The sequence below is a fragment of the Bremerella cremea genome, from assembly GCF_003335505.1.
Lineage (GTDB): Bacteria > Planctomycetota > Planctomycetia > Pirellulales > Pirellulaceae > Bremerella > Bremerella cremea_A.
The window spans coordinates 76,033-100,575 of record NZ_QPEX01000034.1; the positions used below are offsets into that span (position 1 = coordinate 76,033).

Sequence of the window (24,543 nt, forward strand, 5' to 3'; positions counted from 1 at the left end):
ATGTGCTTGAAATGATTGTTCGTTTGACCCAGAAGCTGGGCAAGAAGCTTCACCTTTCGCCGACGAAGTCGTATCCTGCGGACGCGAATCCTTTGGCGGATTGGACGGCGCATCTTTTCACCGCCGGGCGAACGCAGTACATCTTGGTGACTAACACGCCGACGCTGTACTCGGCGGTCCTTTATGGCCGGGGAATTTCCAATGACGCCCGGTTTTTAGATGCGATTTTCGGCGCGATTCGCGAGGTGATGGAAGCAGACGACTTGAGCCTGGCCTATCAGAAACTGGTTGCCCCGGCGGCCGCAACGGTCTCTTTCTCGAAGACGTTCAGCCGTTCCGTGACAGGCTCGATGAATGACCATATTATGTGTGGCAAAGTCTATTTGACGGAAAGCGGTCTCTCGCTGCAGGAAACATCCTACCGCCTCAATTGCACACCCCTGTCGGCCATCGAATACTCAAACCCCAGGCAAGCCTGCCAGGCAATCTCTGCGGAATTGCTGGCGGAGTCGTCGTAGGTTAGTTTGACGAATCAGGGTTGCCTGTTGATGGCATGCTCGCGAAGACGTGAACTTTGTCCCAAGCGTATACGCTTTAGAAACAAATTACCTAGTAACATCTGAGGAGTGTTCACATGTTTTCAGTTCCGTAGGGTGCGTCTCGACGCACCAAGCCCTGCCAGTTAACGATGCGTTTACTGTTGCGTGGGAACGCAAATAGGTGGCGGGCTGTTGCGTTGCCACGCGGTGATAATGTATAATCGCTTGAGCAAGTTCTGGTGCGTCGAGACGCACCCTACGGGACTGGTGCATCAAAGGAACGGGCCAGAGGCACCGTGGCACACAGAGAGGTTTCATTGGTCAGTGCCACCCGTCGACAGCATGGTAGTCGCGTCGTCGCCGCACGGCTCCGGCGGTGGAGCCAGCTTGGCATGTCAGCTTCGCAGCGCGGCCTCGCAAACGTCGACCGTCTGACAGGCTTTCTTAAACGAGTACCCCTCTACAACCACCAATCGCACGGCGTACTCTTTGAACTCATCGCTGCACGTCGGCCGCTTCTTTTTCGCTTGTTCGTCCACCGTTCGGACCTCCTTCAGGAACCATTATCCCGGCCCTGGCCCCTGTCCGAAAGTCGTGGGCTATCGCACTCGACCGACTGTCTCTCTAGGCTTTCCGAGGTTCGTGCTTCAGCAATAAACATTGCCAGAACACCGAAGCCATGTGCAATCACAATTAGAGACAAGACTTGTCCGATGGCAATAAAAGGTTCTCTTCTTGAATCCCCATGGACGGTTTGACCTGTTATGACGTTGATCGTCGGGCCACCGAATGGATTAGCAATCTTGTGTTCTACCGGCCCACCCTTGTCTTCACGGGGGGCATGCACAAGGGTAAAGATGTTATCGAATAGAATGAATGTTATTGGCTTGGAGTGATTGGTTGCTGTTACAGAGTCGACATCAGGAAGTAGCATGCATGCAACAATAACTAAAGTAGCAGACATCCAATACGTGCGACATAGTCCGTCACTGGCAATAGAAAAACATATGCCCAGCAGCACTAGCGCACTCAAAACCGTAGTCCAGCACAGTGCAATCCACTCAGATGGAAATGCCAACGATGCTAAAGCCACACATGAGAACGCCATGAATGCCACTAGCGATTTAACGCCATATACAAGGCGAGGCATTTTCATTCAGGGAACCTCCATTCGCCAAGATCGCTAAAGTAAACAAATTCTGCGGAATCCACATCTGCCGGACCCTGCCCGCCCCAAACTCCCTTGAACATTTCAGCTACTTCACCAATCCTTTTCCTGACTTCTTCGTCTTTCGAATGCAATGCATCTCGCGCAAACATAAGATCTATATACATATAGGTGAAATCAGCACGCAGCGGGTTTGGATCGGATCGCCGCATCCTATTGGCAAGTCTCCATTGCTTGTCGGTCGCCTCTTTCCCATTTCCTTCTTCCAGTAATGTCTCTTTGTTAAGCTTCGGTTCATCACCGACCATGCGATAGGGACACACGGCGATTGCGCCATGATGGGTAATCTGCGATGCTTTGGCAATGGCAATCAGGCGTTTCTGTGACAGAGAAAGTTGCGGTCTGATGCGGTTTTGCTAGGTGGCGTTTCATGTCGTCACGTTCGGCGGGTGACACTGCCTAATGAAACCTCTCGGTGTGCCACGGTGCCTCTGGCCTGTGTTTTGGAAAGCGGGGATATGGTCCGTCGGCAGTCAAGCAGCCAGTCCCGGGCAAGTGACCACGCTGGAAATTCTGGATTTACCTTCAATACCGGTGGCTTTAAAATTAAGCCATAGTGGTTTTGAGGGCTTTTGGCTAAAAGGCAATCGTCATGGATCCTCATCGTGGTACTTTAATCCTTGTTTTCGGCTTGCTAAGTTTGCTGGGTATTTTCCTGCCGCTGGCACCGATTGCTTGGTGGATGGGGACTGTGGACGAGCTCAAGATGGAAGAGGGCACCATGGATTCAAGTGGACGAAAGGCTACGGAAGTCGGACGATTCCTCGGCATGTTTGTTACGATCGTGGTGCTCGTATTCCTCTTAGGAGGTCTTTTGCTTAACCTTTTCCTGGCAAGCTGATTAGGTTTTGGCTCTCTCAAGCCAAACCATGTCGATGTGGACGGCTTCAATCCGCCGATCTCGGACGATGACGTATTGGGGGATAGTGCCGACAACTACTTCGAGTACAACAGCGACCGGCGCGTTACCAAAGAGGTTGTTTATGGAGGCTCCCAGACGTTCCTCTTCGACGATACCCCCTCTGGCAATACGAGCGATTACAACCCCTGGGCAATGAAGACTGTCGAAACGCTGCAGGATGGTAGCGAGATGAAAGTCTACACGAATTTCATCGGCGAGGTCCTGCTGAAAGAACTCAGCTCCGACGGGGACCGTTGGATCGAATACTACCAGTTCGACGGCGCTGGCCACGAAATCTTGCGGGCCGAACCTTCGGCGATCAGCAACTACATCAACACCCTGGCCAACCTGGGATAACGCTCAAGTCGAGCGAAGATCTCATTCGCACGACCGAGTATTATGCCCCAACCTACGGCAGCTCTTCCAGCAGTGGCCCTCTTGGACCGCTTGGCTACAAGAAGTCGGTAAGCCTCCAGAAAGGAAGCAGCGGCACCCCCATCCTGCAGATGTCGTGGGAATATGCCAACCCAGGAAACTACGGCAGCAATATCCTTCATCCCAAGACAAAGGAAACGGTCTACCGCAACGAAGATGGCACCAGGGCGATCGAGACCTCCTTCGCCTACGAATACCATAGCAGTGCACGTCGGATGAAGCGGATCACCACCACGCTTCCCGCGATCCCCACCAGCCAATACGGCTCAGGCGTCGCCGCGACGACCAAGGTCTATCAAGACGAATACGGCAACGTTACATGGAGCATGGACGAACGAGGCTACATTACCCGGGCGGGTGGCATTGGCCGGTATGGAACACGAAGGGGGTTACAGTTACGCCGGACAGTTACGGTTCGCCAAGAAATCCATTGCCACTTGATCGGCTACAACATCGTCCGCGCGGCCATGATCGCGTCGGCACTCAAATTCCAGCGTTGTCCGAACAGGCTAAGTTTTACCGGGTCCTTGCAAGCGATCGAGGAGTTCGCAGCTTCCCTTCGCCGACGCTCTGGCCGCTATCGCGAACAGTGGGAATGCGTGCTGCGAACGATCGCTGAGTTAACGGTAGGCGATCGCCCTAATCGCAAAGAACCACGCCAGATCAAAAGCCGCCCGAAACCGTACAAGCTCCTGCAGTCAGCCCGAACGTCGATCAAAACTCGGGAGGCTACCATGAGTTAGAGATTAAGCTCGTGCCATTCAGTCCTGACACCTTTTTCTCTTCCCCTGCCTTTGATTTTTTCTTCGCAAATTCGCGTTACGCTTTTGATCCGTCGTATTTTCGTTGGGATTTGTATGCGATACAGCCATGGCTGTCGCTCTTTGGGGGCTGTTGGATTGGTCTCTTGCAGCCAATACCAAATTGCGACAGCTTTTTCGATACAAATTCCCCCAACTTGCCAAACTAACGCCTTGTGCGCCAGACCAGGATTAGGCTCTCCCTATTTTTGAAACGGAAAAGGAAAGCTTGGCGTGCGCATCGCTACAGCTTGCTGAACGTTGGCAAAAGATGCTGGCAGTGGATAGAATCCTTTTTTAAGGATTGCAGCTTGTCCTTGTCGGCTGAGGATGAACTTAACAAACTCGGCCTCTAGCGTTGGTCGATTTCCTTTGCTGCTTGGTTTAATCCATAAATAGAGTGGACGGTTCAAAAGCGGTAGTTCCGGTGCATAGGGGAGATCTTTCTCGCCACTGCTTCTAAACCACCAAGGTTCGTCTGAATCGTCCACATAGATCGGCACACTTCTTATCTCATCGGTGAGCATGCTATGAGACGTGAAACCGATACCATATTTATCTTTGGTCACCGATTCCACCATCGCATCAGCCGAAGCAACAATATTGACATTGTTGATATTCTTGTCGTCTAGCGGGGAAAGCATCCTTGGGCCCGGTATCACGGTTATGCCACCAGGTGTATCACCTACGGTTCGACTCTGGAGGAATGCTCGGTCGTCCGTAAAGCTTCTTCGCTGGTACACGTTAATTGGAGCAGTTTCAAACTTGGGAAGACGCTCAGTGCCGAACTCCTTCCAGTGAACAATTTGGGGATGGTCGATAAATGCGGCATATTGATCTGATGTGATCCCGGGAATAGATCTGCTCTGGGTAGAATAGATCCAAGCGACTTCATGGATACCAAGTCTATCGATCGGATTATTTGGATGAACGATTATCTCGAGTTGATCCACACCAACAACAACAGGCCAAGTAAAACCGATATTGTGTCCTATCTGGCCAAGGACTTTGGGTACCGGCCCTGAGCCTTCAAAGCATACCGCCGACAGATCCCTGATTCTTCCAAAACGCACATGGTCAAAACCGTTGTCGCCCGTAACTTTGGTGAGATTTATTTGGGCATCGGGATAAATCTTTTGAAATTCTGACGCCCATCGAAGGACAAGAGATTCAGTAAGGCGAGAGCACATGATGTCGTACTTACCACTCACCCCCTCCGGAAGTGGCCGATACCCAGGCAACGACTCATCCAGCTTTGAAACGACTGCCATGGACGGTGCCTGGGTCGTATCGGCATTATGAGATGATTCGGGACCAGTGGCGAGTGTTGCCCCCGCATGAGTGAACAACAAACAGAATATGACAAATCGTGCTCTCATAGAGTGCCCCTAACCAATTTGAAAGTCAGCATATCTCAGAAAATTGTTTTACGGAGAACTTTCCGGAGGAGGAGACGTCAATTCAAATGGCTGGTACCCCACGGATATCTCCCATTCCGCAGGACTTAATGGAGCCTGCTCCTTCTTTAGAGATTTCACAATTGTCCAGAATTCCTGAATGTCATTTCCATTCTTATCTTGTCCGACGCGCCACTCAGCTTCAATGTCCCAGTTTTGATTTTCCTGTGTAACAAGTGTATTAACGTATTTAACATATTCGTCTGCGCGTGTTTTTGCTTCGTCTTGGTTTTCTCGTACCCATTCTAGTAGCTCTTCCCATGCTTTTCCCGGCGCGTCCCTGCGAACCTCATTTGCCAAAAGCACCAGGGCTGGTCAGGCGATCGGCCGCGTCGTAGCCGTAGGTGCTGGTGGCGACCAGTTCGGTCCCGGCCAGGTCGGCGTAGCGGCTGATGGAGGTAAACTGGTACGCATCTTCCGCATCGTAGCTGAAGTCGGCCCGCATTGTTCTACCCATTTGAGTGGTATGTCACGGGCCGAGCGGAGGAAAAAAGAGTCCTGACACCTTTTCTTCTCCGCAACCATGAAACGTTTGTTGATGGATTCAGGGTAGCATGGGTGGGGAGATGCGGTTGGCCGGACGGATGCGGCGAAGTTGCCAATCAAGTACGCGAAGCTGTTTAGACTGAGGGAAAATCGTTACTGGCGTTAGGTGCCACTCCAGCTACCCGTACAAAAAATCAAGCTCCATTGGTCCAAATAGCGTCTCAATTTCATAACGCAGTGATTTAAATCCAGCAGAATTCTCAAGCGATTCTTCAAAGATAAATGCATCAGTCGGTGTGGACCGTCCCCAGAAGCAATAGCCAATATTGAACGGCCAATACGTCACATGATCGTTCTCTACTCTTGTTAAGCGACTAGGCCCGATTTTCAAAAAAAAACTGTCTAACGTCAAGTCCCCGCGAATATTCGCCGGAACATCGATGTTTTCAATTGAGATCATCCGGCCTACGATTCCCGCCTCATCGTCAAACGCCAGTATCGTTCGGCCTGGGATGTAGAACGGAAGTAGACAGGAATCGTGAACAACTACATTTTCTCCTACGCATTCGCCTTCGTCCTCCGCGTCTAGTGAAACGATGAATACCTCAGAAATCTCTCGCATTCGCGATTGAAGGGGTGCGAGCTTTATCGCTTCTATCAGCTTCTCATCCTCTACCGTACCGGTAAGCCAAAGTTCAGTGCTTACTGCCATTTCTAGATTGATACTCCACAAGGCTTGGGACTCGCAGTTCTTCTCACGCGCCGTGCAAGAATAACCCGAGCTTTCGTTAACTTTTGCGCGGAAAACACTACTCAGGACAGGGATCGGGATCACTGATTTCATCTAAGATCTGTTTCTGCACCGTAAGCGCCACACCTCGAGCGACAGCACCATTGCCAGTTAAGTCTTCGAGCCAGGGGCGAAGATCAAGATGAATCCAAACCTGAATTTTTGTCGGATCATTGCCAGCTTTTTCTCGTTCGACGATCAAGTTTCTCATTCTTTCCTGGTCCTCTGCTGTGGCTACTGTTGTCATAACCGTTATCACGCCACCAACTGCTCCAGCGGTGATTCCGAGCTTCTTAAGTTTTGTGGCAATATCGTCAACTTTGTGCCATCCCTTGGCCGCAGTGTAGCCCTTGGATGGCTTAATAATTGCAGGTTTCTTTCCAGTGACTTTTTTCTGACGAATAAGTTGCGCGTTGCCAGTTTGTTTCACTTGGCCGACTTTTGCATCATAGACGCTATGAACTTTTGATTTATCGAATTTGTCACCAGGTGCCAATTCGCCATCATAGACAATAATGTCTAGCTGAGTGCTTTTCGCTGAACCAGCACCTGTTCCAATGCTCTCAACTTTTCCATTCTTCACAACCACGTCCGTATAGTATTTTCCGCCACTCTTGCTTGTCTGTCCGTTTGCTTTTGCAAAAAGCCTGCTTTCAAACTCTTTACCGTATGCACCTGGATCGCCTGGATTGTTAGGCTTCCAATTCGCTGCTTCCATTTCCGCAGCAATTTCTTCCGCCCACTTGGCCATCTCTACATCATTTTGCCTAGACTTAGTCAGCTGACGATAGTCAAGTGGAGCAAGTCCATTCGGGTCTATCTTGCTCGTGGGCCCATTCCCCACATACCGATATAGATTCTCATCCCCCGCCTCGAACCCAATCGGGTCCTGGCTCATCCACCTGCCTAGCTGGGCGTTGTACCAGCGGTGGGTGTTGTATTGCAGGCCGGTCGCTTCGTCGAAGTAGCGGGCGGTGAAGCCGAAGTTGGCCGTATCGAGCGAGGCGTTGGATTCGCTTTGCACGTTGCCGAAGGCGTCGTAGGCGATGTGGTTGGCGACGCCGATCGTGTCGGTCAGGTCGTCGTACTCGGCCCAATCGCGGATCGTGTTCAGGTGATCGGTCAGGGCCCAATAGACATCGCCCGAGGCGTTCTCGTCGGCCAGAAGCTGATCGACGTTCGCCCCCCACAGCAGCCGATGGTCGACGTCGCCGTTGTCGTCGAGCTGAAGAATGATCTGGTTGCCGTCGTAGATAAACGTGCCCGACTGGTCGACGGTTCCATCCCCGTTGCTATCAAGTTCCCGCCCGATCAGCCGGTTGAAGATATCGTAGGCATAAGCCACCTTCTGCTGCTTGACTTCGGAAGCATTGAAATCGGTCACGCTGACCAGGCGGTTGCGATAATCGTACTCGTAAACCGTATAGCTGCTATCGGCGATGCTGGTCCGCTGGACCAGGTTTCCTTCGTCGTCGTAGGTGTAGTTGTACGTGCCGTCGGAGAGGATTTGGTTGTTGTCGCCGGTTGAGTAACTGCCGCCGGTGCGGTTGCCGTTTTCGTCGTAGGTATACGACTCGTCGGAGGTGGTACCGCTGCGATCGGCGCCGGTTAGCTGGTCGGTGTCGTCGTAGGTGTAGGTGGCGTCTTCGGCAGAGTAACCGGCAACCGTGAAATCGGTCAGGCGGTTCCCCTCGTCGTAGCCCCAGGTGTAACCGGCCAGCGTGCTGCTGCTGGAATCGGCATGGGTCAGGCTGGTGATCCGATCGGCCGCGTCGTAGCCGTAGGTGCTGGTGGCGACCAGTTCGGTCCCGGCCAGGTCGGCGTAGCGGCTGATGGAGGTAAACTGGCCCTTGTCTTCCGCGTCGTAGCTGAAGCTGGCCCGTTTCTCGGCGACCACGTTGCCGCCTGCTTGCGAACCTTGGGTGACCTGGGTCATGCGATTGAGATAGTCGTAGGCGTAGTTATTGATGAGATCGTCCGTGCCGTCGATCTCCGCGGCCAGGCCGGTGCGGCGGCCGAGGGTATCGTACGTGCCTGAAAACAATGACCCCCGTCCCCTTTTCCTTCCCGGGGGTCTTCTCTTTCCGCCTTGCCCTGTCACTGCCTCTTCACCATATCTTGATCGTCCAGCAAATCTCCTTTCCGAATGTTGTTTACCATAACCTCTGGAATCTGATTGCGAATCTCTTCGAGATCGCTGTGAGAAAACATTCCTCCAGTGTCTAGTTCACGCAAGTTCTTTAGCTTACCGAAGTCTGGAACTGTTCTGTCGGCCACACTCCCATAGATCTTCAGGATCTTGAGATTAGCAGGGAACCTTGAATGGATAAACACGTGACTATTAATTCGGCTGCTCGCAATTGAAATAGTTTCAACGGTACTTGGGGGCATGTGTTCGGCAAACACATAAGACGTAACAAGGCATCCGTCCAAGTCTAATGTCTTTAGTTTCTTCATTTTTGCTATGCTACTCGCAATGCTGTCGTCCGCATCGCTCTCTGACACCTCGAGATTCTCCAAGGCAGGGAATTCAGCGATCACCTTCAGTTTCTCGCTAGCATTGACTAAGCACTGGAATCGGAGTGTCTTAAGTTTTGGCAATGTTTTAAGTTGCCTAAGCTGCGCGACGGTCAAATTGATATCTCGGGTCTCAAGCACCTCCAGTGACTTTGCTTTCCGAAGCATAGCAATATCTGACTCAGTTGCATCCGGTGGCAAAATAGTCACGCAGTCATAGGCCACTTCATCTTCTGCACTTGGAAGCAGAATAATTTCTTTGGATTTACGAACGTCATCTATATCCTTTAGCGACCCTGAAAAAAAGATTTTTTCAGGTACCACGAGGGTGTTGTCCTGAGGAAATGCATTGCCGCACAAGGAATGCAGTGCGCAGATTGAGAACAACCCAACACTAACAATGTATCTAGATCGACTCATGACCATCATCTCCATTTCACGTTACATGATCAGCACAACGCGCATCCCCACGGCTAACGCACACTAACTCCTTTACACACCAATGATTTCGGCCAGGAAGTCCGCGTTCCAGCCGGCCATGCGGCGGCGCATGGCGATGCTTTCCTTGCTCGGTTGCTGTTTGAGTAGGGTGATGGCGAAGCGTTTTAGCCAGGCCAGGTTATCCGTCGCCAGGCGATTTCGCACGCGGCTGTCGTCTTCGCGGAAGGTCATGTCGAGGCACCAGTGCAAGGTGTTTTCAATGGACCAATGTTTGCGAACCGCTTCCGCAAACTGCTTCACCCCCAGCCGCAGCGAACTGATGTAGTAGCGGACATCGCTGGTGTGCTTACCCTTCTCTTCACTCATCCGAATCGCCACGCCGATCGTTCGCAGGCCCTTCCACTTCGCCTTGCCTGGCAGGTCTTTGGGCAGGCTCAGCTGATAATAGACGAGCGTTTCGGTACGCCCGTGTCCCTTTAAATTCTCCTCGAACTTGCGCGCCGTGACGTCGGCGAAATCGTTTTCCATGTGCTGCACGATATAGTCGCGAACATACGCGTGCAGCGTGCCTTGGTTCCCTTTCAGGGCCAGCACGTAGTCTCCGCCGCCGTCCATAATCGACGCGGCAATCTCCTTCTGGCAGCCTGCCGCGTCGATCGTGACGATCGACTTTTGTACGTTGATTTGCTCTAAAAGCTCGGGAATTGCCGTGATTTCGTTCGACTTCTCTTCGGTCGCCAACTGTCCCACGCTGATCCCGCCCCGTACCGCCCAGGCACTCACCAAGTGCATCGCCCCGAGTCCTTTCTTGGAATCATGCGAACGCCGCACCGTTTTGCCGTCGATGGCGATGATCCCAGGACAATCTTCTTCGACGGACGCATCTTCTCGCAAACTCTCAATCCACTTCTGAAAACATTGTTGGAAATAATTTGGTTTTAACGTCGCCAGCAACCGGCCGATCGTGTCGTGCGATGGAGCACCGCCAGGCAAGGCCAGGTACCGCTTGAGCCATTCCACGTTCGACGCTGCCCACATGCCAATCGATCGCGGCCCGTCCGCCCCGGCAATGACCGCCATGATGCAGATGACAATCAAGTCCCCCAGCAAATGCTTGCGATTGATCGAACTACGCGGGTCTTCGAGATCAGCAAAGTAATCGAGAATCGAAACCACATCATCCGATCCAAGCTCCATCTTCATCGCGCGTTTCCCGATCCAGGTTCCATGACAAAAGGAAAACGCCTCTCATGCCAAAAAGAGAACTGCCGCGCTAGCCCAGTTTGCCCAAAGTGCGCGCCGGCCGTGTGACTATCCCCAGAAGCATCATGACTGCACGAAGCAAATCAAGTCCACGGTATCTAGGATTTGAAATAGATGCAGTAGTCAAGATCGTATCTTGTGAATAGAGAGACCAAGTGGTTATTGAAACGGGAGTATGCGGAGTAATGACTATTCGTTTTTCGAGCGACTTTTTCTCACTGTCTGCGTCTTACCTCCAAACAAGGGTAGGTATCTTGCCGAAAACAGTCGAATAGCAGTACGGGTGGGGGTTATTGCGGCTGTGGTTAAGTAACCCGATGTGACTAGGATATTTGGGGGTCATGCATTAAGCAAGTAGTAAAATTGCGTTACTGTCCTGATTGTTAATGCGCTTGCAAACTCCTGTGACGCGGTTCAGGACCATAAGGGCGTCGGGGCGCCAGACGGAAGGATTGGGATCGTGGTTTCGCTCGTCGATATAGTCCATGATTCCCCAGCGCAACGCGGCGACGCTGCGAAATGCTCTGCGGTGGATGCGCTGATTAGTGATTTCCGCGAAGAAGCGTTCTACTTGATTGAGCTAGTTCCATTCGGTGCGTCTCGATGCACCAAGACCTGTCAATTGACCATCGGTTGGCTCTTGCGTGGGAAGGCAGATAGGTGGCGGGCTGTTGCGTTGCCACGCGGTGATTATGGATAATCGCTTGAGCAAATTCTGGTGCGTGCAAGACGGACCCTACGGGACTGGTGCATCAAAGGAACGGGCCAGAGGCACCGTGGCACACAGAGAGGTTTCATTGGCCAGTGCCACCCGCCCGTGCTGGCCGTGCATTGAACTCCGACCACGTTCAGAGGAAGTCGATATATGCAATGACCTGTGAGTTAATACGTGATGGCAAAGTTTAGCTTCGTGGCTAAATTTGAGAGGTCGTGTTCACTGAGGGGGGTGCGATAAATATAGAGTCGCCTCAGACTAGCCGATTTGCCCAAATGCTCCAGCGTTTTGACGGGAGTGCTGGTCCCGGAGAGATCAAGTTCAACAAGGTTTTCCATCTTGGAAATCGCAACGACCGTTTCCTCAGAAAGTTGAACATCGCCGATTCTTAATTCTTCCAGCCGAGGAGAGAACGTAATAAGTTGCCTAACACCTTTGTCGCCAACGTTTGTATAGGACACATCCACTTTCTTCAGCGATGGAAGCTGGGAAACAAATCCTAGCGAATTGGCGGAGATTTCGCACCCTGACAGATCCAAACTTTCCAGATGCTGTAGAGATGCCAACCGTCGCACGTTATCATCACTTGCGATGGGTTCCACAAACTTCAAGCTACGTAGTCGCGTCAGCATAGTAAGCGCTGCCATTTGCTCCTCGGCATCTATAGAATCATACTCGTATTCCAAAGAGAATTCGGAAACCCGATCGAAATACTCTGCACGACACCATGGCCGAAGAAGAGGATAGTACACGGGCAAGTCACGCGTGACGATGTACCCATGTTCAGGTGACGGAAGTTCGCTTAACGCGGCTTGCTCGCGCTTCCAGAAATAGCGAGCTGTTTGACACTGCCACGAAATAAACGCAAAGACGAAACAAAGAAGCGTGAAGCCCGCGATCAAATGCGTGAGTCGGAACTGAATAAACAGTTTGAACTTATCAAGCATCTCGCAGCTAACCTCTTAAAATCTGAAACAATTCTTCATAAAATCGCCGGCCAAGTCAGATGCATCAGCGCGGTGTGCTTGTCTTCGCGCTCCGGCATGTCTTTTGGCGGACCATGAACATGCATATGCGGAGTTGGCACGCTGGCCAGGCGGTTACGATGGCCGTGCTGGTAGTCGGTGTAGCTGGTGCAACAAAGGCACGGGCCAGAGGCACCGTGGCACACAGAGAGGTTTCATTGGCCAGTGCCACCCGCTCGATCCAAGTTAGTCTAAAAAAATAAGCCAAGCGACAAAAAAGGGCTGTTTAATTGCAATTCATCAGGCGTGCAAAGCTGGCGATTGAACGCCAGACCACAAAGCCCTAATCCCGCCGTACAAACAAAGAATTCAGGGTCATACCTATTTTTTTTGGTCCATCCGGCTTTTTCATGGGGCTGCTAGAATTCTCCGAGGAGAAGGGAGCATAAAGGAAGCGTTGCCTGGCGATTGTTGAACATGGTTATGCTACCCATTCGATCTTATCGAGGTCGGCGGCATCAATCCAACAAGGGTGACCAACGGAAGCCCTCGATTCGTGGCAAACCGGCGTGTTGCTAGGTTGGATTCCGAACGCAGGCATCCATGATGTTGGTGGTTGCCGCTGTGGTGGTAGCCCTTCTTTTGGCATTGGCGAGTTTGATGCCCACCGACTGGAACGGAAATGTTTTGATGGAGGAACGGATCAACTCGCAGGAGATCAAAATGATTGTCCTGCCAGACGAGCATGGAAGCAACGGTAAAATGATTACAGAATTATCCCTCGGCGCGGCCTTTTGTTAAACTCGTCTGAAGGACATTGCTCACCATTCACCAGTTAGACCGCCTCATGCTGATTCGCCAACTCTTTGCTTCGATTCTCTTACTGAATTTCGTCGTCCCCTTATTCGCCGACGATCCGGTTCCGCCGTTGCCTGAGTCGGCCCGGTTAGTTTTGGAGGAGGACTGGTCGAGCGGACGCATCGAGCCAGAGCGTTGGTACGTTCCCCGGAAGAAATGGGGAGACGGTAACCATGGCGTGGTACCAGAGAACGTCCAAATTCTTCCGGACAAAGTCGACCAAGAGGAGAAGAATGTCCTCGTCTGTGTCGCCCGTGGTGATCAATACACAGGGCCGATTGTGGGCTTTGAAGGGAATGCGGATCGGGTCGGCAGTTTGGTGGTCAGCCAGGCGCACTTTGCTTCGGGCCGGTTTGAAGTGCGGATGAAGATTGGCTCGTCAGAAGCTTACGCAGGGGGGCCGCACGATCCATTACGCCCTGCTGGCTGCATTCCGGCCGTATGGACCTTCGGTTATCGTTTCGTTGAAGGCCGCTCGAAGGATGAGTTTGATCCGGAGGTCCCCCTCTACAATCCCCACATGCCTGCCTATGGGATCGCCGCGAACGAATACTGGTCGGAAATCGACTTCCCTGAATTCGGCAAAGAGGGGAAATTTGATAAAGCGATGTACAACACGTTCCTGCAAAACCGTCACGACAGTCGGTTGTTCGACGTTTCCTCGGTCTTAGACGGCAAGTATCATACGCTCGTCACCCAGTGGCGGACGCACCTGCGAGAACTACCTGAGATTAAGGATGAACAAGTCGTTGCCGCTGATGGTTTTTGGTGGGTCCAGGACAAATCGGTTCCCTTTGAAACGTACCTTGGCAATCCGCTTAAGCGTCTGGGGAAAGATCGGTATGCCCTGTACGAAGGAACCGAAGCGATCCATTGGATCGACGGAAAATTGATCGCCCGTAACGACAAATGGGTGCCTGCCATGGCAGCCCAATTGAACTTGGGAGTCTGGCTACCCAGTTGGGCAGGACCGGCCCAATGGCAAAAGGCCGAAGTGCGATTCGCTTCCATTCGAGTATGGCAATTTGATGACGAAGGGGATGTTCGCGGAATCCTCTCGGGCAACCTGCAGGACAACTTCGACAAAGCTGGCCGTCCCCTGAACTAAGCTTGTCTGATTGCCGGAAGATCGGTGGTTGCTTTGCCACGCGATGATAATGGATAAGTGCTTGAGCAAATTATGGGGCGTCGAGACGTAGCCTATTAACTTGGTTGGATCTCTATGAAACCGTTGTATTCTGCGAAGATCTTGGCTGCGAACGTGGGGCTATATGTGAATGGCGATTTTGCTGCGGTGGAAGATTATTTCGCCACCGACTATGTTGCTCATATTGCCGGCGACGATTTGTCGTTGGGGCATGCTGGTATTCGGAAAGTCTTGAGCGTGTATCGCCGGGCGTTTTCTGATTTTCAGGTTGACGTTGAGATTCTCGTGCAGAGCAAGGACCGAGTTGCCTGGCAGCGAACGCTTCAAGGGACGCAGCTTGGCGCGTTCAAAGGGTTTCCTGCCTCGCAGAAACAGATTGTCTGGCGCGATATGGTAACCAGCCGATTTCAGAACGACCTGATCGCTGAGGAATGGATCGTGACAGATCTTGCCGAGCAACTTCTGGCTTCACGCAAACGCTGATTGCAGGGAACTCGGCTGCTTCTTGGACGCATATTTCCTATCGGTTTGAAAGAAAGTGGTTGTGCGAGCGTTTCTAAATCCCCTTTACATCTTGGCTGCGGTGGCGTTTCTGCTGCCGTTTGGGGTCAAATTCGTTTTCTCGGCGGTCGCCCAGCGGAGCATGTTTTTTGGCGAAAAAGTGGTCGTGTTTCTATCTCTCTGGTTGCTGCTGGTCCTTGTCTTCCGCTGTTGGTTTCAATTGGTTGGTAACGGCAGCAAAAACGCCAATTAGGCCGAGCACTTCTTGAAGTAGTTCAAGCTGGCCAGAGCGTAAGTCCGCGGAGGTAAGTCGGTAACTAGCCGCTTCGGCAGGCGGAATTTCCAAAGTGGAAATGATAGGCCGCTTGGATTAATTTACCTGAGAACCCCAGGGGAGGCTCACTTGGGGCTTGAAATGCGTTACGATAGTAGGTGAAAAAACTGAGATATCACGCATGAAAACCGCCATTATCGGTTGGGGGTCCTTGCTTTGGGACGACCGGCCACAATTCGATCAGCATCACGGGCCGTGGGTTTACGACGGACCACGTTTGCGGCTAGAGTTTTCGCGGATCTCGGTCCGGCGGCAAAAAGCGCTGACGTTGGTGATTGAGGATCAACTAGGGGCCGAGTGTTCGACTGCCTACACGGTGAGTCATCGCGAGGACGTGCGTGAGGCGATTAATGATTTGCGAATTCGCGAAGGGGCAACGCCCAAGCAGGTAGGCGTTTGGCGGAAAGATCCTTCTTCTGAAATTCCGCAGTTGCGAGAAGTCCCCCCGGCGATCGAACGTTGGGCACGGCAAACCGATTTCGATTATGTACTGTGGACTGGGTTGCCCAACAATTTCAAAGAGCTCAGCCCTGGTCAGGTCGACTTTTCGCTCGCAGCGGCGACGGCGCATATCCGTTCGTTGGACGAGGTTGGGCAAGCGAAAGCCGCAGAATATATCTTCCGGGCCCCTAAGTTCATTCAAACCCCGCTGCGTAGTGAACTTGAGGCGGCCGAGTGGTTTCGGCTATTGTGGGAACGAACGCGAAACGACTAGCTGACTTTGCGTTGAAAGCATCGCTCTGGCCATATCTCATAAGGGAGCAAACCCCGTCCCCGAGGCCACGAAAAAGCCGATGGCGCTCATGGGGATGAGTCCCAGGCAGATCAGGGTTGCAGGCCTCGGGCATTCTGAACGGAATGTAGCGATGCTCCCGGCTATTGCGATCCAAAACACCCCAAACCAGTACATGGCAGGAAAGTAGAAGAAGCACCAATAATAATCTTTCCACATTTGCATATCGACTTCGCTGGTAGTCACTTCTTCGAAAGGTAAGAGGCTTCTAGCATTCTCGGCCCAAAATTTGAACGGAAACAACTGACAAAGCAGCATCATTACCGATAGGCCCAATAAAAACGAAGCGGCGTATTCGATCGTCCGCATTCCAAGCTTGCTTTTGGATGGTTCGGTCTGCCTCTCCTTCACGACCTCGACCGGTGAGATATAGGAACTCTGTGGTTCTGCTTCATTCATGATGATGGGTTCCGTCTTTGTAGTATCGGTAGTTTTTTTGATGTCTGCGCCCGTAATCCAACATGGCAACGGACCGATTTGCCACGAATGCTGGGCTTCCGCTGGTCGCGTCTCTTGGATTGATGACGCAGACCTCAATAAACTGGCTTCGATTATATTCTATCGCCTGAGTTGCCCAACAATTTCAAAGAGCTCGGCTCTGGTCAGGTCGACTTTTCGCTAGCAGCGGTTACGGCGCATATCCGTTCGTTGGACGAGGTTGGGCAAGCGAAAGCCGCAGAATATATCTTCCGGGCCCCTAAGTTCATTCAAACCCCGCTGCGTAGTGAACTTGAGGCGGCCGAGTGGTTTCGGCTATTGTGGGAACGAACGCGAAACGACTAGAGTCCCCAAGAGAATTCAATGCACCCGAAGTTGATGGAAGCTTTGCAGCAAGGTGTTTACCCAATCACCACGCGGATTGCGATTGGTCGATTTGCGACGCCTGAGCGGGTTGCTTACTTGCAAGAGATGGGGATAACCCACATTTTGAATGTGAGCGACGCGGAAAGTTTGGCCACCGTTCGAGCGGCCGGATTTACTCAGGTCAAAGATATTCCGCTGGCCGATTATAGCCGCATTCCCACCGAGCAGGCACTTAACGCAATTCAAACGCTGCATGCGATGTTGAACCTGCCTGGCTCGCAGGTCTATGTGCATTGCCTGGCGGGGCAAATGCGCTGTCCCACGGTGCTGTGGTTGTACTTGATTGGCCTAGGCATGGGTGGGCGACCGGCCAAGCAACTGATCATCGACCGCTGTCCCGACGCCCATCCTGGGCACAATACGTTGGTCGATGCAGCCTTGATGCAAGCAGTAAACGACTGGGGCCGCAAGCTAGGCCATATCGACCGCGCGGCCCTGATGCAGCCGGCTGGTAAGTGACGATTTGTTTGCCTGGCTGGTTGGCATCTGTTACCGTCGAAGCAGCCTAATGTTTACCCTGCCCTGCTTGCTTCGGTTGGTAAGTTTTTGATGCCCCGATTTCTTCGTCAGTTTGGTCTGCGCACGCTGCTGTTGTTCTGCTTGTTGGTGGCGATTGTGTTTGGTCTGCTGCGGTGGCAGATGGATGGGATTCATCGGCAGCATGCGGTGGCGAAGGAGTTGCTTGAGAAGGGAGCTTCCATCGAATGGAAGACGTCGGGGCTGCGGTGGGTGCGAGATTGGGTTGGCGATTATTATTTCACCCAAGTCGTGGCGATTCATCTGCAGGAAAAGAAACTTCACGACGCCGATCTGCAGGTGCTAGAAGATTTGCCGGCGCTCGAGCGGCTTTATTTGGCTGGCAATCCGCTGATTACCGACGCGACGATCGGGCATCTGCAAGGGCTGAAACACTTGCGCCGGCTAGCGCTTTGTGCAACCGGCATCACGGACGACGGACTAACCAAGCTGGCAACGCTGCAGGAACTGGAAGCCCTTGATATCAAGCATACCCAGGTAACGCAGGCAGGGCTTTCGCGTCTGGCTCCGCTTCCCAATCTGGAAGAACTGTACCACCGATTTGAGTTCACCGACGAGGGGCTGGCAGCCGTCGCTCAGTTGCCGGTGGTTCACTTTCGAGAGTTGCAGGTACAGGAATTATCGGAACAAGGGTTTGCCCTGCTTCCTAAAATTCGGTTCAGTGGGATTACGCTACAAAGCCCGCAGGTGCCGGATTGGCCTCGATTTCTTTATCATCACCCCACGATGGGCCAGATTGTTCTTAGCGACGCGGCGATTACCGACGAGCAAGCAAAGCAATTGATCAAAACCAACGATCTCTACAAAGTGATACTGACGAACGTTCCTGTATCCGATCAGGTTTTGCCCGCCTTGGCCGCTTTAGGGAATTGGCTGTCGGTCCATGTGAAAGGAACCAAGATTTCGGCCAATGGGTTTCTGACTCATTTTGGTGATCGCAAGCCGTTGAAGATAAGTATCAGCGAGGAGTCCATTTCGATGTCATCCATGGGACTTCCATCGTTGTATCTGAGTTACACAGGACCGGTCCCCCTGGACGATATACCAGGGTTAGCCCACCTGAGCGATGCGGATTATCTCTCTGTGAGTTCTAAGAAGGTGGCAATCGACTTAAGTCATCTCCCTTCGCTGCCCAGCCTGAGTGGTTGTTATTTTGATGCGCCACTTAACGACACGGCCTTGGCGGGTCTAAGCCACCAGCCAAGCTTAGGTACGATTGCCGTGAAAACAGTCGGAGATCAGTTCACGCCAAATGGGCTGCGGGCACTGAAGGGTTGCCCTTGCCTTGAAACACTTCTACTGGACGCCGAGGTTCCGTTAACCGATAAACATCTTGCCGCAATCAGTGCATGCAAGCAATTGCAAAGCTTGGCCATAGTGTCACATGGAGAGATAACCCCGCAGGGCATCGCGTACTTGGCCGATCTGCCGCAGCTTACGGAGCTGTCTATCGGGTTTAAAGAGCAGCCCGACGGTGAGGTCTTAGCTGAGATTGCGAAGCTAAAGAAGCTAGAAACTCTGAAGATTACAGAGTCCATTATCAAAGATGAAAACATTCCGTCCTTGATGGAAATGACTCATCTTAAAGAGCTGATAGTTTTTAGGGCCCGCATGTCGGCAGCCGGGAAAGAGCGTTTACGTCTGGCGCTGCCCGGGGTGTTGGTGGAAGTGTATGACCAACTAAAACCGCGGTTTCCCCTGTAACGATTTGTTTGCCTGGCAGGTTGGCATCTGTTACGGTCGAAGCAGCCTAATGTTTACTCTGCCCTGCTCGCTTCGCTTGGTAAGTGTTTTGATGCCCCGATTTCTTCGTCAGTTTGGTCTGCGTACGCTGCTATTGTTCTGCACGTTGGCGGCGGTTTGTTTTGGTTTGTGGCGGTCGCACATGACGTGGGTTGATCGGCAGCATGCGATTGCCCAGCAGATTGGTGAGAAAAATGGTAGCGTGCGTTGGGGGACTTGGGGGCCTAGTTGGTTGCACGATGCGTTTGGGAGTCGTTATTTCTCGTACATTATCACAGTCGATTGGCAGCACAAGCTGATTATCAATCAAGATCTGGAACTTCTGCGTGAGCTTACTTCGTTGGAAGAACTGGACGTGGCGGGCAATCGAATCTCGAACAAAGGGCTGGAAGTGTTGGGCGACTTGCCCCATTTGCGGCGGCTGGCCGTATGGCGAACTCTTATCAGTGACCAGGGGCTAAAAACGATTGGCAAGTTGAAGCAACTAGAAGTTCTCGATATTCAGAGAACCGATATCACCGAGCAAGGACTTCGCTACTTGGGCGGGCTGCCAAAATTGAAAGTGCTGCGGCATAGCTTGGAGGTGACCGACGAGGGGATCGAGCATCTGGCAGCAATGCCTAGCCTAAGACTGACGACACTTTCCTGCCGAACGCTTTCCGAAGAGAATTTACGCTGGGTGGCGCAACAACCGAAGCTGCAAACGGTCACGATCGTTGCTCCCCAGGGGAACCGCTGGGCCGAAGCATTTGTCGGGCATCCGACACTTCAGTCGCTAACAATCGCTTTCGCCGACATTCAAGACGCACAGATGCGAAAAATCTTGGAGGCCAACACGCTTACCGAGATAGATCTGCTGAACGTTTCGGTCAGCGACGCTGGCCTGATTGCACTTCCCCCTGGCGGAAAACTGCAGCGATTCCAACTGATGAATACGAAAACGACCCCAGGCGGTTTTCTAAAGGTAATTGGCCCCACGGCGGTCAGAGTCCATATTGAACCTGGATGGATTACCCTCTTCGATAAAAATAACAACGCTAAAATTGAGTGGTACGGCAGGCTCACCGACGATCTCTGGCCGAATTTGGCCCATTGCACTTCAGCCAAGCAATTTTACTGCCAAGCAAAACTGCCTGCGGAAGATGTGCTAACGTCGCTTGGTTCGCAGAAGGAACTGACGAATGTCTTTATTCATTGTCCGATAAACGATCGGGTGATGGAGGCTTTGGCTGGGTTAAGTAAGCTAGAGATTCTTCGTCTGCATGGACAGCAAAATATTTCCCCCGCCGGGTACGGCTTGTTGGCTAAGGCAAAATGTTTAAAGACTCTGTCTTTATTGAAGTCAGAAACGAACGACCAGCACTTGGCAGAAATTGGTAAGCTGCAAAGTTTAACAAGCTTAGTCCTGTCTGGATGCCCTATCAGAGACCAAGGGATCCAGCACTTAGTTTCGTTATCGAATTTAGAAGGGCTGCGGCTGGTGAATTGTCCGCTGCTTACGGACGATGCCTTCCGCGAGATCGCCAAGCTGCCTAAACTGCAATTTCTCACTGGTAAGGGTCAGTGTTTCAGCGATGCTGGGTTGCAACATCTACACGGGATGCCCACGCTGAGAGACGTGCAATTTAAGGGCTACATTTCTTCTCCTGGCTTGCAAGCGCTGAGGGATTCGTTGCCAATGGCCGGTAAGGCTAGTTACTAAGCATCCGTTGGTGAAGAGATTGAAGACGATGCTTACTCGTTAAACCGTCTCGTTTTCTGTCGGGGCGAACAACTTGACGAGAACCGCTCGCTGGGGATTGTGCGGAGCCAAGGCTACCTCGACTTTGGCACCAACACGCAGGGCTTCGCTGGCGGCTGTTTTGGTAAGCAGCAAAAAGGGCGTGTAGGTTTGGTTGAGATACGCGTACGTCAATTCAACCTGTACGCCGTGTTTACGAAAATTCCCCTTGGTAACGGTGGCTTCCACCCGCGGGCCAGCGGTTAAAATGTGCCGGATGCTGGAAACGCGCCAGCAGAGAATCGCCGCACCGATCGCGAACGCCACGATCCCCAGGAACGTCCAGCCCAGCGCGCTGCTGGCCGACAACTGCCAGATGTTGCCCTGGTTCTGCCACTGGTTGCTCCACTTGAGCACCAAGATCAGGCTAATGCCAATCGGCAGGTAACTGCTCAGCCAAATACAAAACGGATCGTTCTTGACGATGGTGGCAAAAGAAAACGATTCCGGTGGCGAAGCAGGCATAGCAGATCAAAACCAGCAAGGTACGGTGACACGTGTGCGCGAAAACGTCGGCCCGCGCATTTTCGCTATAGGGGGAGCGAGCCTTGGTTAGGCAGGCTGAATTGGCAGCGTGAAGCACCACGAGGGGTGATTCCACCAAGGGGATTCGCCGGCATCGAGCTTCAAGGGGGAAAACGTGCGCACGGTGAGCGTCACGCCATCGGGTTCAAATGTGAGCAGCCGCATCCAACCATCGCCGCCGTTACTTTTCTCGAACGAACCACCCCCCAGCCCTTGGGCATTGAACAGCATTTGATGCACGGGCGTTCCTGCGGCGTTCGGATCGACTCGGCGGCCAACGTGGCTTCCCATCTCGTGCCCGTTGAGCACCATTTGAAATTGCGGGGCATCGTGAACGAGCGATTGCCACAGCTCTTCACCATCGTGAGTGTTGCCGTTCTTGCCGTTGGGATAGGTATGCGGATTGCCACCGCGCTGGTGGTTGCCATCTTGGCCGTCGCGGATGGAGTCTGGCGTAAGGAAGTCGTGCACCAGCAGCACGCCGGTGTGGTTGCGATACGCTTCGCGCTGAACGAGCTGTTTCGCCCAGGCAACCGCTTCCCGTCGAGGGCCCCATTCCAAAGCGACGACCAATAGCTTGCGGCCCGCTGGCAAGGCGACTTCGTAAGCGGCATTTTCCAGCGATGGTTGCCCGAGGGCGTTCGGGCACGTTTCAAGCAAGATGCCGCCCCCTTGCCCGTCAGAGACAAGCTTGTTTCCGGTGATGGGGAAGTAATCGTTGACCTGGGTTTCGCGCGATTCCGAGTTGCGAATTCCATAGTCGTGATTACCGGTGGCAAAGACGATAGGGACTTTGTTTTCGAGTATGCCTAAAGCCCGTTTGGCACTTTCCCACTGCGACTCGGAATGTTGATCGCCACCACCTTTGCCGCCGCCGGTAGGGATGTTGTTTTGCTCGACGAAGTCCCCTTCGTGCAGCACCAGACCAATTCGCCAGGCATCCAGATGTTGGTCGACCCAACGGCACATTCGCTCGAAGTGGGCCTGGTTGCGCTGGTACTTGGCATAGTTTTGCGTGTCGGGGAAAACGACCATCGTCCACCCTGCGCGGATACCACGACTTGGATCGGTCGGCAGATGAAGGGGCGTGGTTTCTTGTGCGAACAAAGAATCGGTTTGGCTCAGCAAAGGGAAGCTGGCCATTCCAGAAAGAAACGTACGTCGATTCAACGCAGGAAAATTGCGTGGCATGGTGTTTTCGGCAGGCGAGAGAGAAAGAAGCTAGGCAAAGTGCTGCACGTTATTTTGCACAAAGGACTCGTGGCAATCAATTGCCTGAGAGGAGGGTCTGCCAGCAGAGTGAGGCTGGCGCGGTACGACATTTTTCTTGACACGCCCCGTGGATCCGATAGCTTGAGGCAAACCTCCTCCCCTCCCCCTGCCTGCAAACCTTTGTTGCTATTGGAAGTTGCCATGCCTCGTCTGATTTGCGTTTCGCTGATTGTTGTGCTTGGTTTTCTGGCCGCTTGTTCTGCGCCGCTGAGAGGGGCGGAGAAGCTTTTTCAGGCCGGCGCCGCGACCAGCAACATCACGCCGCCGCTCGGGGAAATGATTGTCGGCAATTGGGAGCCGATCCCGGCCACGCATATTCACGATGAACTGTTTGCCCGCTGCCTGGTGCTGGACGATGGGAAGACGAAACTGGCGATTGTGCTCTGCGACAACGTCGGCATACCAGAGCAGGTATTCGACGCCGCAAAGTCGTTGGTCACCGCAGCGACCGGGATTCCGGCTTCGCACCAGTTAATGGCTTCGACCCATACGCACTCGGCGACGACGGCCCGGGGTAAGTCGAAGATGCTGACCCAGGCCGAGCTTTCCGACTACCAGAAGTTTGTGGTCCAACGTATCGCCGATGGAGTCCGTCGTGCGGTCAATCAGTTAGAGCTAGCGACGATTGGCTGGGGCTCGGTCGAGGAACCGAGCGAGGTGTTCAATCGTCGTTGGTACATGAAAGACTCGGCTCACACTGGCAATCCTTTCGGCGGGGTTGATCGTGTGCGGATGAACCCGCCCCTGGGTAGCGCATCGCTCGATCGACCAGCCGGCCCGACCGATCCGGAAGTGAGCTTTATCTCGGTGAAAAGTGTCGCCGGAAGGCCGATCGCGCTGTTGGCGAATTACTCGTTGCACTACGTCGGCGGTGTTCCTAGCGGAGACGTCTCCGGCGATTACTTCGCCTACTTCGGCAAGTTCATCGCCGAGAAACTAGCCGCCGAAGATCAATCGCCGCCGTTCGTGGGCATGCTTTCTAACGGGACTAGCGGCGATGTGAACAACATCAATTTTCAAGAGAAGAACCCCAAGCGGTACGCGGCATACGAAAAGATGCAGGAAGTCGCCGACAAGCTGGCCACCAAAGTCGCAGCAGAGAACGAGAAGATCACCTTTCACCCGTGGGTACCGCTGGGGGCTGCTGCGACTGAGTTGCCTTTGAAAGTTCGCCAGCCGACTGAGGAAATGAAAAAGCATTTCGCCGCCGTGAAAATCAAAGCCAAAGACGAGCCAGCCGGGCACCGCCGCGAGATGATTTATGCCGAGCGGATCGACGGCTTGAAAGAGGCCCCTGAAGTGGTCCACGTGCCGCTGCAAGTCCTGCGCATCGGCGACTTGGGGATCACGGCGATACCGTTTGAAGTGTTTACCGAAACCGGCCTGGAAATCAAAAGCCGCAGCCCGTTTGAAGACGCCTTCACGATCGAACTGGCCAACGGTTCGTTCGGTTACTTACCCACGCCAGAGCAACATCGCCTCGGTGGCTACGAAACCTGGCTGGGGACGAATTACGTCGAAGAGAATGCGACGGTGAAAATTGTCGATACGTTGATGAAGCTGTCGGATTCGTTGCGGTAGGCGAGTTTGAAGTTTAAGCTGCGCTGGTTTGAAGTTTTCAGTGAAGCGTTGCCAGTCGAAGCCTCCACCCG

The 24,543-nt window shown here is 52.9% G+C and carries 27 protein-coding genes; 14 read left to right on the forward strand and 13 right to left on the reverse strand.

Annotated elements, in window-relative coordinates; all coding sequences use genetic code 11:
• Positions 1-11: 11 nt before the first annotated feature.
• Positions 12-518, forward strand: coding sequence for a DUF6933 domain-containing protein (locus tag DTL42_RS17175; protein WP_114370200.1), 507 nt, complete (start codon positions 12-14; stop codon positions 516-518).
• Positions 519-934: 416 nt separating this feature from the next.
• Here DTL42_RS17175 and DTL42_RS17180 read toward each other — a convergent pair whose 3' ends face one another.
• Genes DTL42_RS17180 through DTL42_RS17190 form a run of 3 tightly spaced genes read right to left on the reverse strand, consistent with a single transcriptional unit; the run spans position 935 to position 2,030 of the window.
• Positions 935-1,078: a transposase gene (locus DTL42_RS17180; protein ID WP_114370202.1), complete on the reverse strand. Its 144-nt coding sequence runs from the start codon at positions 1,076-1,078 to the stop codon at positions 935-937.
• Between the two features lie 14 nt (positions 1,079-1,092).
• The gene (locus DTL42_RS17185) at positions 1,093-1,695 is read right to left on the reverse strand and encodes a hypothetical protein (RefSeq protein WP_114370204.1); all 603 of its coding nucleotides are present in this window, start codon (positions 1,693-1,695) and stop codon (positions 1,093-1,095) included.
• Complete coding sequence (locus tag DTL42_RS17190) at positions 1,692-2,030, reverse strand: hypothetical protein (RefSeq protein WP_147274320.1); 339 nt, start codon at positions 2,028-2,030, stop codon at positions 1,692-1,694. Before DTL42_RS17190 ends, DTL42_RS17185 begins: the two co-directional genes overlap by 4 nt.
• Positions 2,031-2,359: 329 nt before the next feature.
• Here DTL42_RS17190 and DTL42_RS17195 point away from each other — a divergent pair, with 329 nt between their 5' ends.
• The 3 genes from DTL42_RS17195 (at position 2,360) to DTL42_RS17205 (ending at position 3,846) form a co-directional block, all read left to right on the forward strand.
• On the forward strand, positions 2,360-2,608 hold the full coding sequence (locus tag DTL42_RS17195; RefSeq protein WP_114370208.1) for a hypothetical protein: 249 nt from the start codon (positions 2,360-2,362) through the stop codon (positions 2,606-2,608).
• A 36-nt stretch (positions 2,609-2,644) separates the two neighbouring features.
• The gene (locus DTL42_RS17200) at positions 2,645-3,025 is read left to right on the forward strand and encodes a hypothetical protein (protein WP_114370210.1); all 381 of its coding nucleotides are present in this window, start codon (positions 2,645-2,647) and stop codon (positions 3,023-3,025) included.
• 149 nt (positions 3,026-3,174) lie between these two features.
• Positions 3,175-3,846, forward strand: a complete 672-nt coding sequence (locus tag DTL42_RS17205) for a hypothetical protein (protein WP_114370213.1) — start codon at positions 3,175-3,177, stop codon at positions 3,844-3,846.
• A 260-nt stretch (positions 3,847-4,106) separates the two neighbouring features.
• On the opposite strand, the gene DTL42_RS17210 is transcribed toward DTL42_RS17205, so the two are convergent.
• The 7 genes from DTL42_RS17210 to DTL42_RS17245 form a co-directional block, all read right to left on the reverse strand.
• Positions 4,107-5,174 (reverse strand): hypothetical protein, encoded by a 1,068-nt coding sequence (locus tag DTL42_RS17210; RefSeq protein ID WP_114370215.1) that lies wholly within the window; start codon positions 5,172-5,174, stop codon positions 4,107-4,109.
• A gap of 475 nt (positions 5,175-5,649) precedes the next feature.
• Complete coding sequence (locus DTL42_RS26350; RefSeq protein WP_158545436.1) at positions 5,650-5,817, reverse strand: hypothetical protein; 168 nt, start codon at positions 5,815-5,817, stop codon at positions 5,650-5,652.
• 207 nt (positions 5,818-6,024) lie between these two features.
• Positions 6,025-6,690 carry a hypothetical protein gene (locus DTL42_RS17220; protein ID WP_114370219.1) on the reverse strand — a complete coding sequence of 222 codons (666 nt, stop codon included), beginning with the start codon at positions 6,688-6,690 and terminating at the stop codon, positions 6,025-6,027.
• Complete coding sequence (locus DTL42_RS17225) at positions 6,656-8,680, reverse strand: RHS repeat-associated core domain-containing protein (RefSeq protein ID WP_114370221.1); 2,025 nt, start codon at positions 8,678-8,680, stop codon at positions 6,656-6,658. Before DTL42_RS17225 ends, DTL42_RS17220 begins: the two co-directional genes overlap by 35 nt.
• Before the next feature lie 53 nt (positions 8,681-8,733).
• The gene (locus DTL42_RS17230; RefSeq protein WP_147274321.1) at positions 8,734-9,573 is read right to left on the reverse strand and encodes a hypothetical protein; all 840 of its coding nucleotides are present in this window, start codon (positions 9,571-9,573) and stop codon (positions 8,734-8,736) included.
• A 72-nt stretch (positions 9,574-9,645) separates the two neighbouring features.
• The gene (locus DTL42_RS17235) at positions 9,646-10,797 is read right to left on the reverse strand and encodes an ISAs1 family transposase (RefSeq protein ID WP_114370226.1); all 1,152 of its coding nucleotides are present in this window, start codon (positions 10,795-10,797) and stop codon (positions 9,646-9,648) included.
• A gap of 942 nt (positions 10,798-11,739) precedes the next feature.
• Positions 11,740-12,519 carry a hypothetical protein gene (locus DTL42_RS17245; protein ID WP_114370230.1) on the reverse strand — a complete coding sequence of 260 codons (780 nt, stop codon included), beginning with the start codon at positions 12,517-12,519 and terminating at the stop codon, positions 11,740-11,742.
• A 621-nt stretch (positions 12,520-13,140) separates the two neighbouring features.
• On the opposite strand from DTL42_RS17245, the gene DTL42_RS17255 reads away from it, so the two are divergent.
• The 5 genes from DTL42_RS17255 to DTL42_RS17275 all read left to right on the forward strand — a co-directional run bounded on the left by DTL42_RS17255 (position 13,141) and on the right by DTL42_RS17275 (position 16,092).
• Positions 13,141-13,338 (forward strand): hypothetical protein, encoded by a 198-nt coding sequence (locus DTL42_RS17255; RefSeq protein ID WP_114370235.1) that lies wholly within the window; start codon positions 13,141-13,143, stop codon positions 13,336-13,338.
• A gap of 46 nt (positions 13,339-13,384) precedes the next feature.
• The gene (locus DTL42_RS17260) at positions 13,385-14,503 is read left to right on the forward strand and encodes a hypothetical protein (RefSeq protein ID WP_114370237.1); all 1,119 of its coding nucleotides are present in this window, start codon (positions 13,385-13,387) and stop codon (positions 14,501-14,503) included.
• A 114-nt stretch (positions 14,504-14,617) separates the two neighbouring features.
• Positions 14,618-15,025, forward strand: a complete 408-nt coding sequence (locus DTL42_RS17265) for an ester cyclase (protein WP_114370239.1) — start codon at positions 14,618-14,620, stop codon at positions 15,023-15,025.
• Between the two features lie 61 nt (positions 15,026-15,086).
• Positions 15,087-15,296, forward strand: a complete 210-nt coding sequence (locus tag DTL42_RS17270; protein ID WP_114370241.1) for a hypothetical protein — start codon at positions 15,087-15,089, stop codon at positions 15,294-15,296.
• 202 nt (positions 15,297-15,498) lie between these two features.
• A complete protein-coding gene (locus DTL42_RS17275) occupies positions 15,499-16,092 on the forward strand; it encodes a hypothetical protein (protein WP_114370243.1) in 594 nt (197 codons plus the stop codon).
• A 36-nt stretch (positions 16,093-16,128) separates the two neighbouring features.
• Here DTL42_RS17275 and DTL42_RS17280 read toward each other — a convergent pair whose 3' ends face one another.
• Positions 16,129-16,569, reverse strand: a complete 441-nt coding sequence (locus tag DTL42_RS17280; protein ID WP_114370245.1) for a hypothetical protein — start codon at positions 16,567-16,569, stop codon at positions 16,129-16,131.
• Between the two features lie 171 nt (positions 16,570-16,740).
• On the opposite strand from DTL42_RS17280, the gene DTL42_RS17285 reads away from it, so the two are divergent.
• The 4 genes from DTL42_RS17285 (at position 16,741) to DTL42_RS17300 (ending at position 21,016) form a co-directional block, all read left to right on the forward strand.
• Complete coding sequence (locus DTL42_RS17285) at positions 16,741-16,953, forward strand: hypothetical protein (RefSeq protein ID WP_114370247.1); 213 nt, start codon at positions 16,741-16,743, stop codon at positions 16,951-16,953.
• An 18-nt stretch (positions 16,954-16,971) separates the two neighbouring features.
• On the forward strand, positions 16,972-17,493 hold the full coding sequence (locus DTL42_RS17290; RefSeq protein WP_114370249.1) for a protein-tyrosine phosphatase family protein: 522 nt from the start codon (positions 16,972-16,974) through the stop codon (positions 17,491-17,493).
• A 90-nt stretch (positions 17,494-17,583) separates the two neighbouring features.
• Entirely contained in the window at positions 17,584-19,275 is a 1,692-nt protein-coding gene (locus tag DTL42_RS17295) for a hypothetical protein (RefSeq protein ID WP_114370251.1), read from the forward strand.
• Between the two features lie 91 nt (positions 19,276-19,366).
• Positions 19,367-21,016: a hypothetical protein gene (locus DTL42_RS17300; protein ID WP_158545437.1), complete on the forward strand. Its 1,650-nt coding sequence runs from the start codon at positions 19,367-19,369 to the stop codon at positions 21,014-21,016.
• Between the two features lie 39 nt (positions 21,017-21,055).
• Here DTL42_RS17300 and DTL42_RS17305 read toward each other — a convergent pair whose 3' ends face one another.
• The gene (locus tag DTL42_RS17305; RefSeq protein ID WP_114370255.1) at positions 21,056-21,559 is read right to left on the reverse strand and encodes a DUF3592 domain-containing protein; all 504 of its coding nucleotides are present in this window, start codon (positions 21,557-21,559) and stop codon (positions 21,056-21,058) included.
• A gap of 87 nt (positions 21,560-21,646) precedes the next feature.
• Positions 21,647-22,810 carry a serine/threonine protein phosphatase gene (locus DTL42_RS17310; protein ID WP_114370258.1) on the reverse strand — a complete coding sequence of 388 codons (1,164 nt, stop codon included), beginning with the start codon at positions 22,808-22,810 and terminating at the stop codon, positions 21,647-21,649.
• 222 nt (positions 22,811-23,032) lie between these two features.
• Here DTL42_RS17310 and DTL42_RS17315 point away from each other — a divergent pair, with 222 nt between their 5' ends.
• Positions 23,033-24,472, forward strand: coding sequence for a hypothetical protein (locus DTL42_RS17315; RefSeq protein WP_234824248.1), 1,440 nt, complete (start codon positions 23,033-23,035; stop codon positions 24,470-24,472).
• Positions 24,473-24,543: the final 71 nt, after the last annotated feature.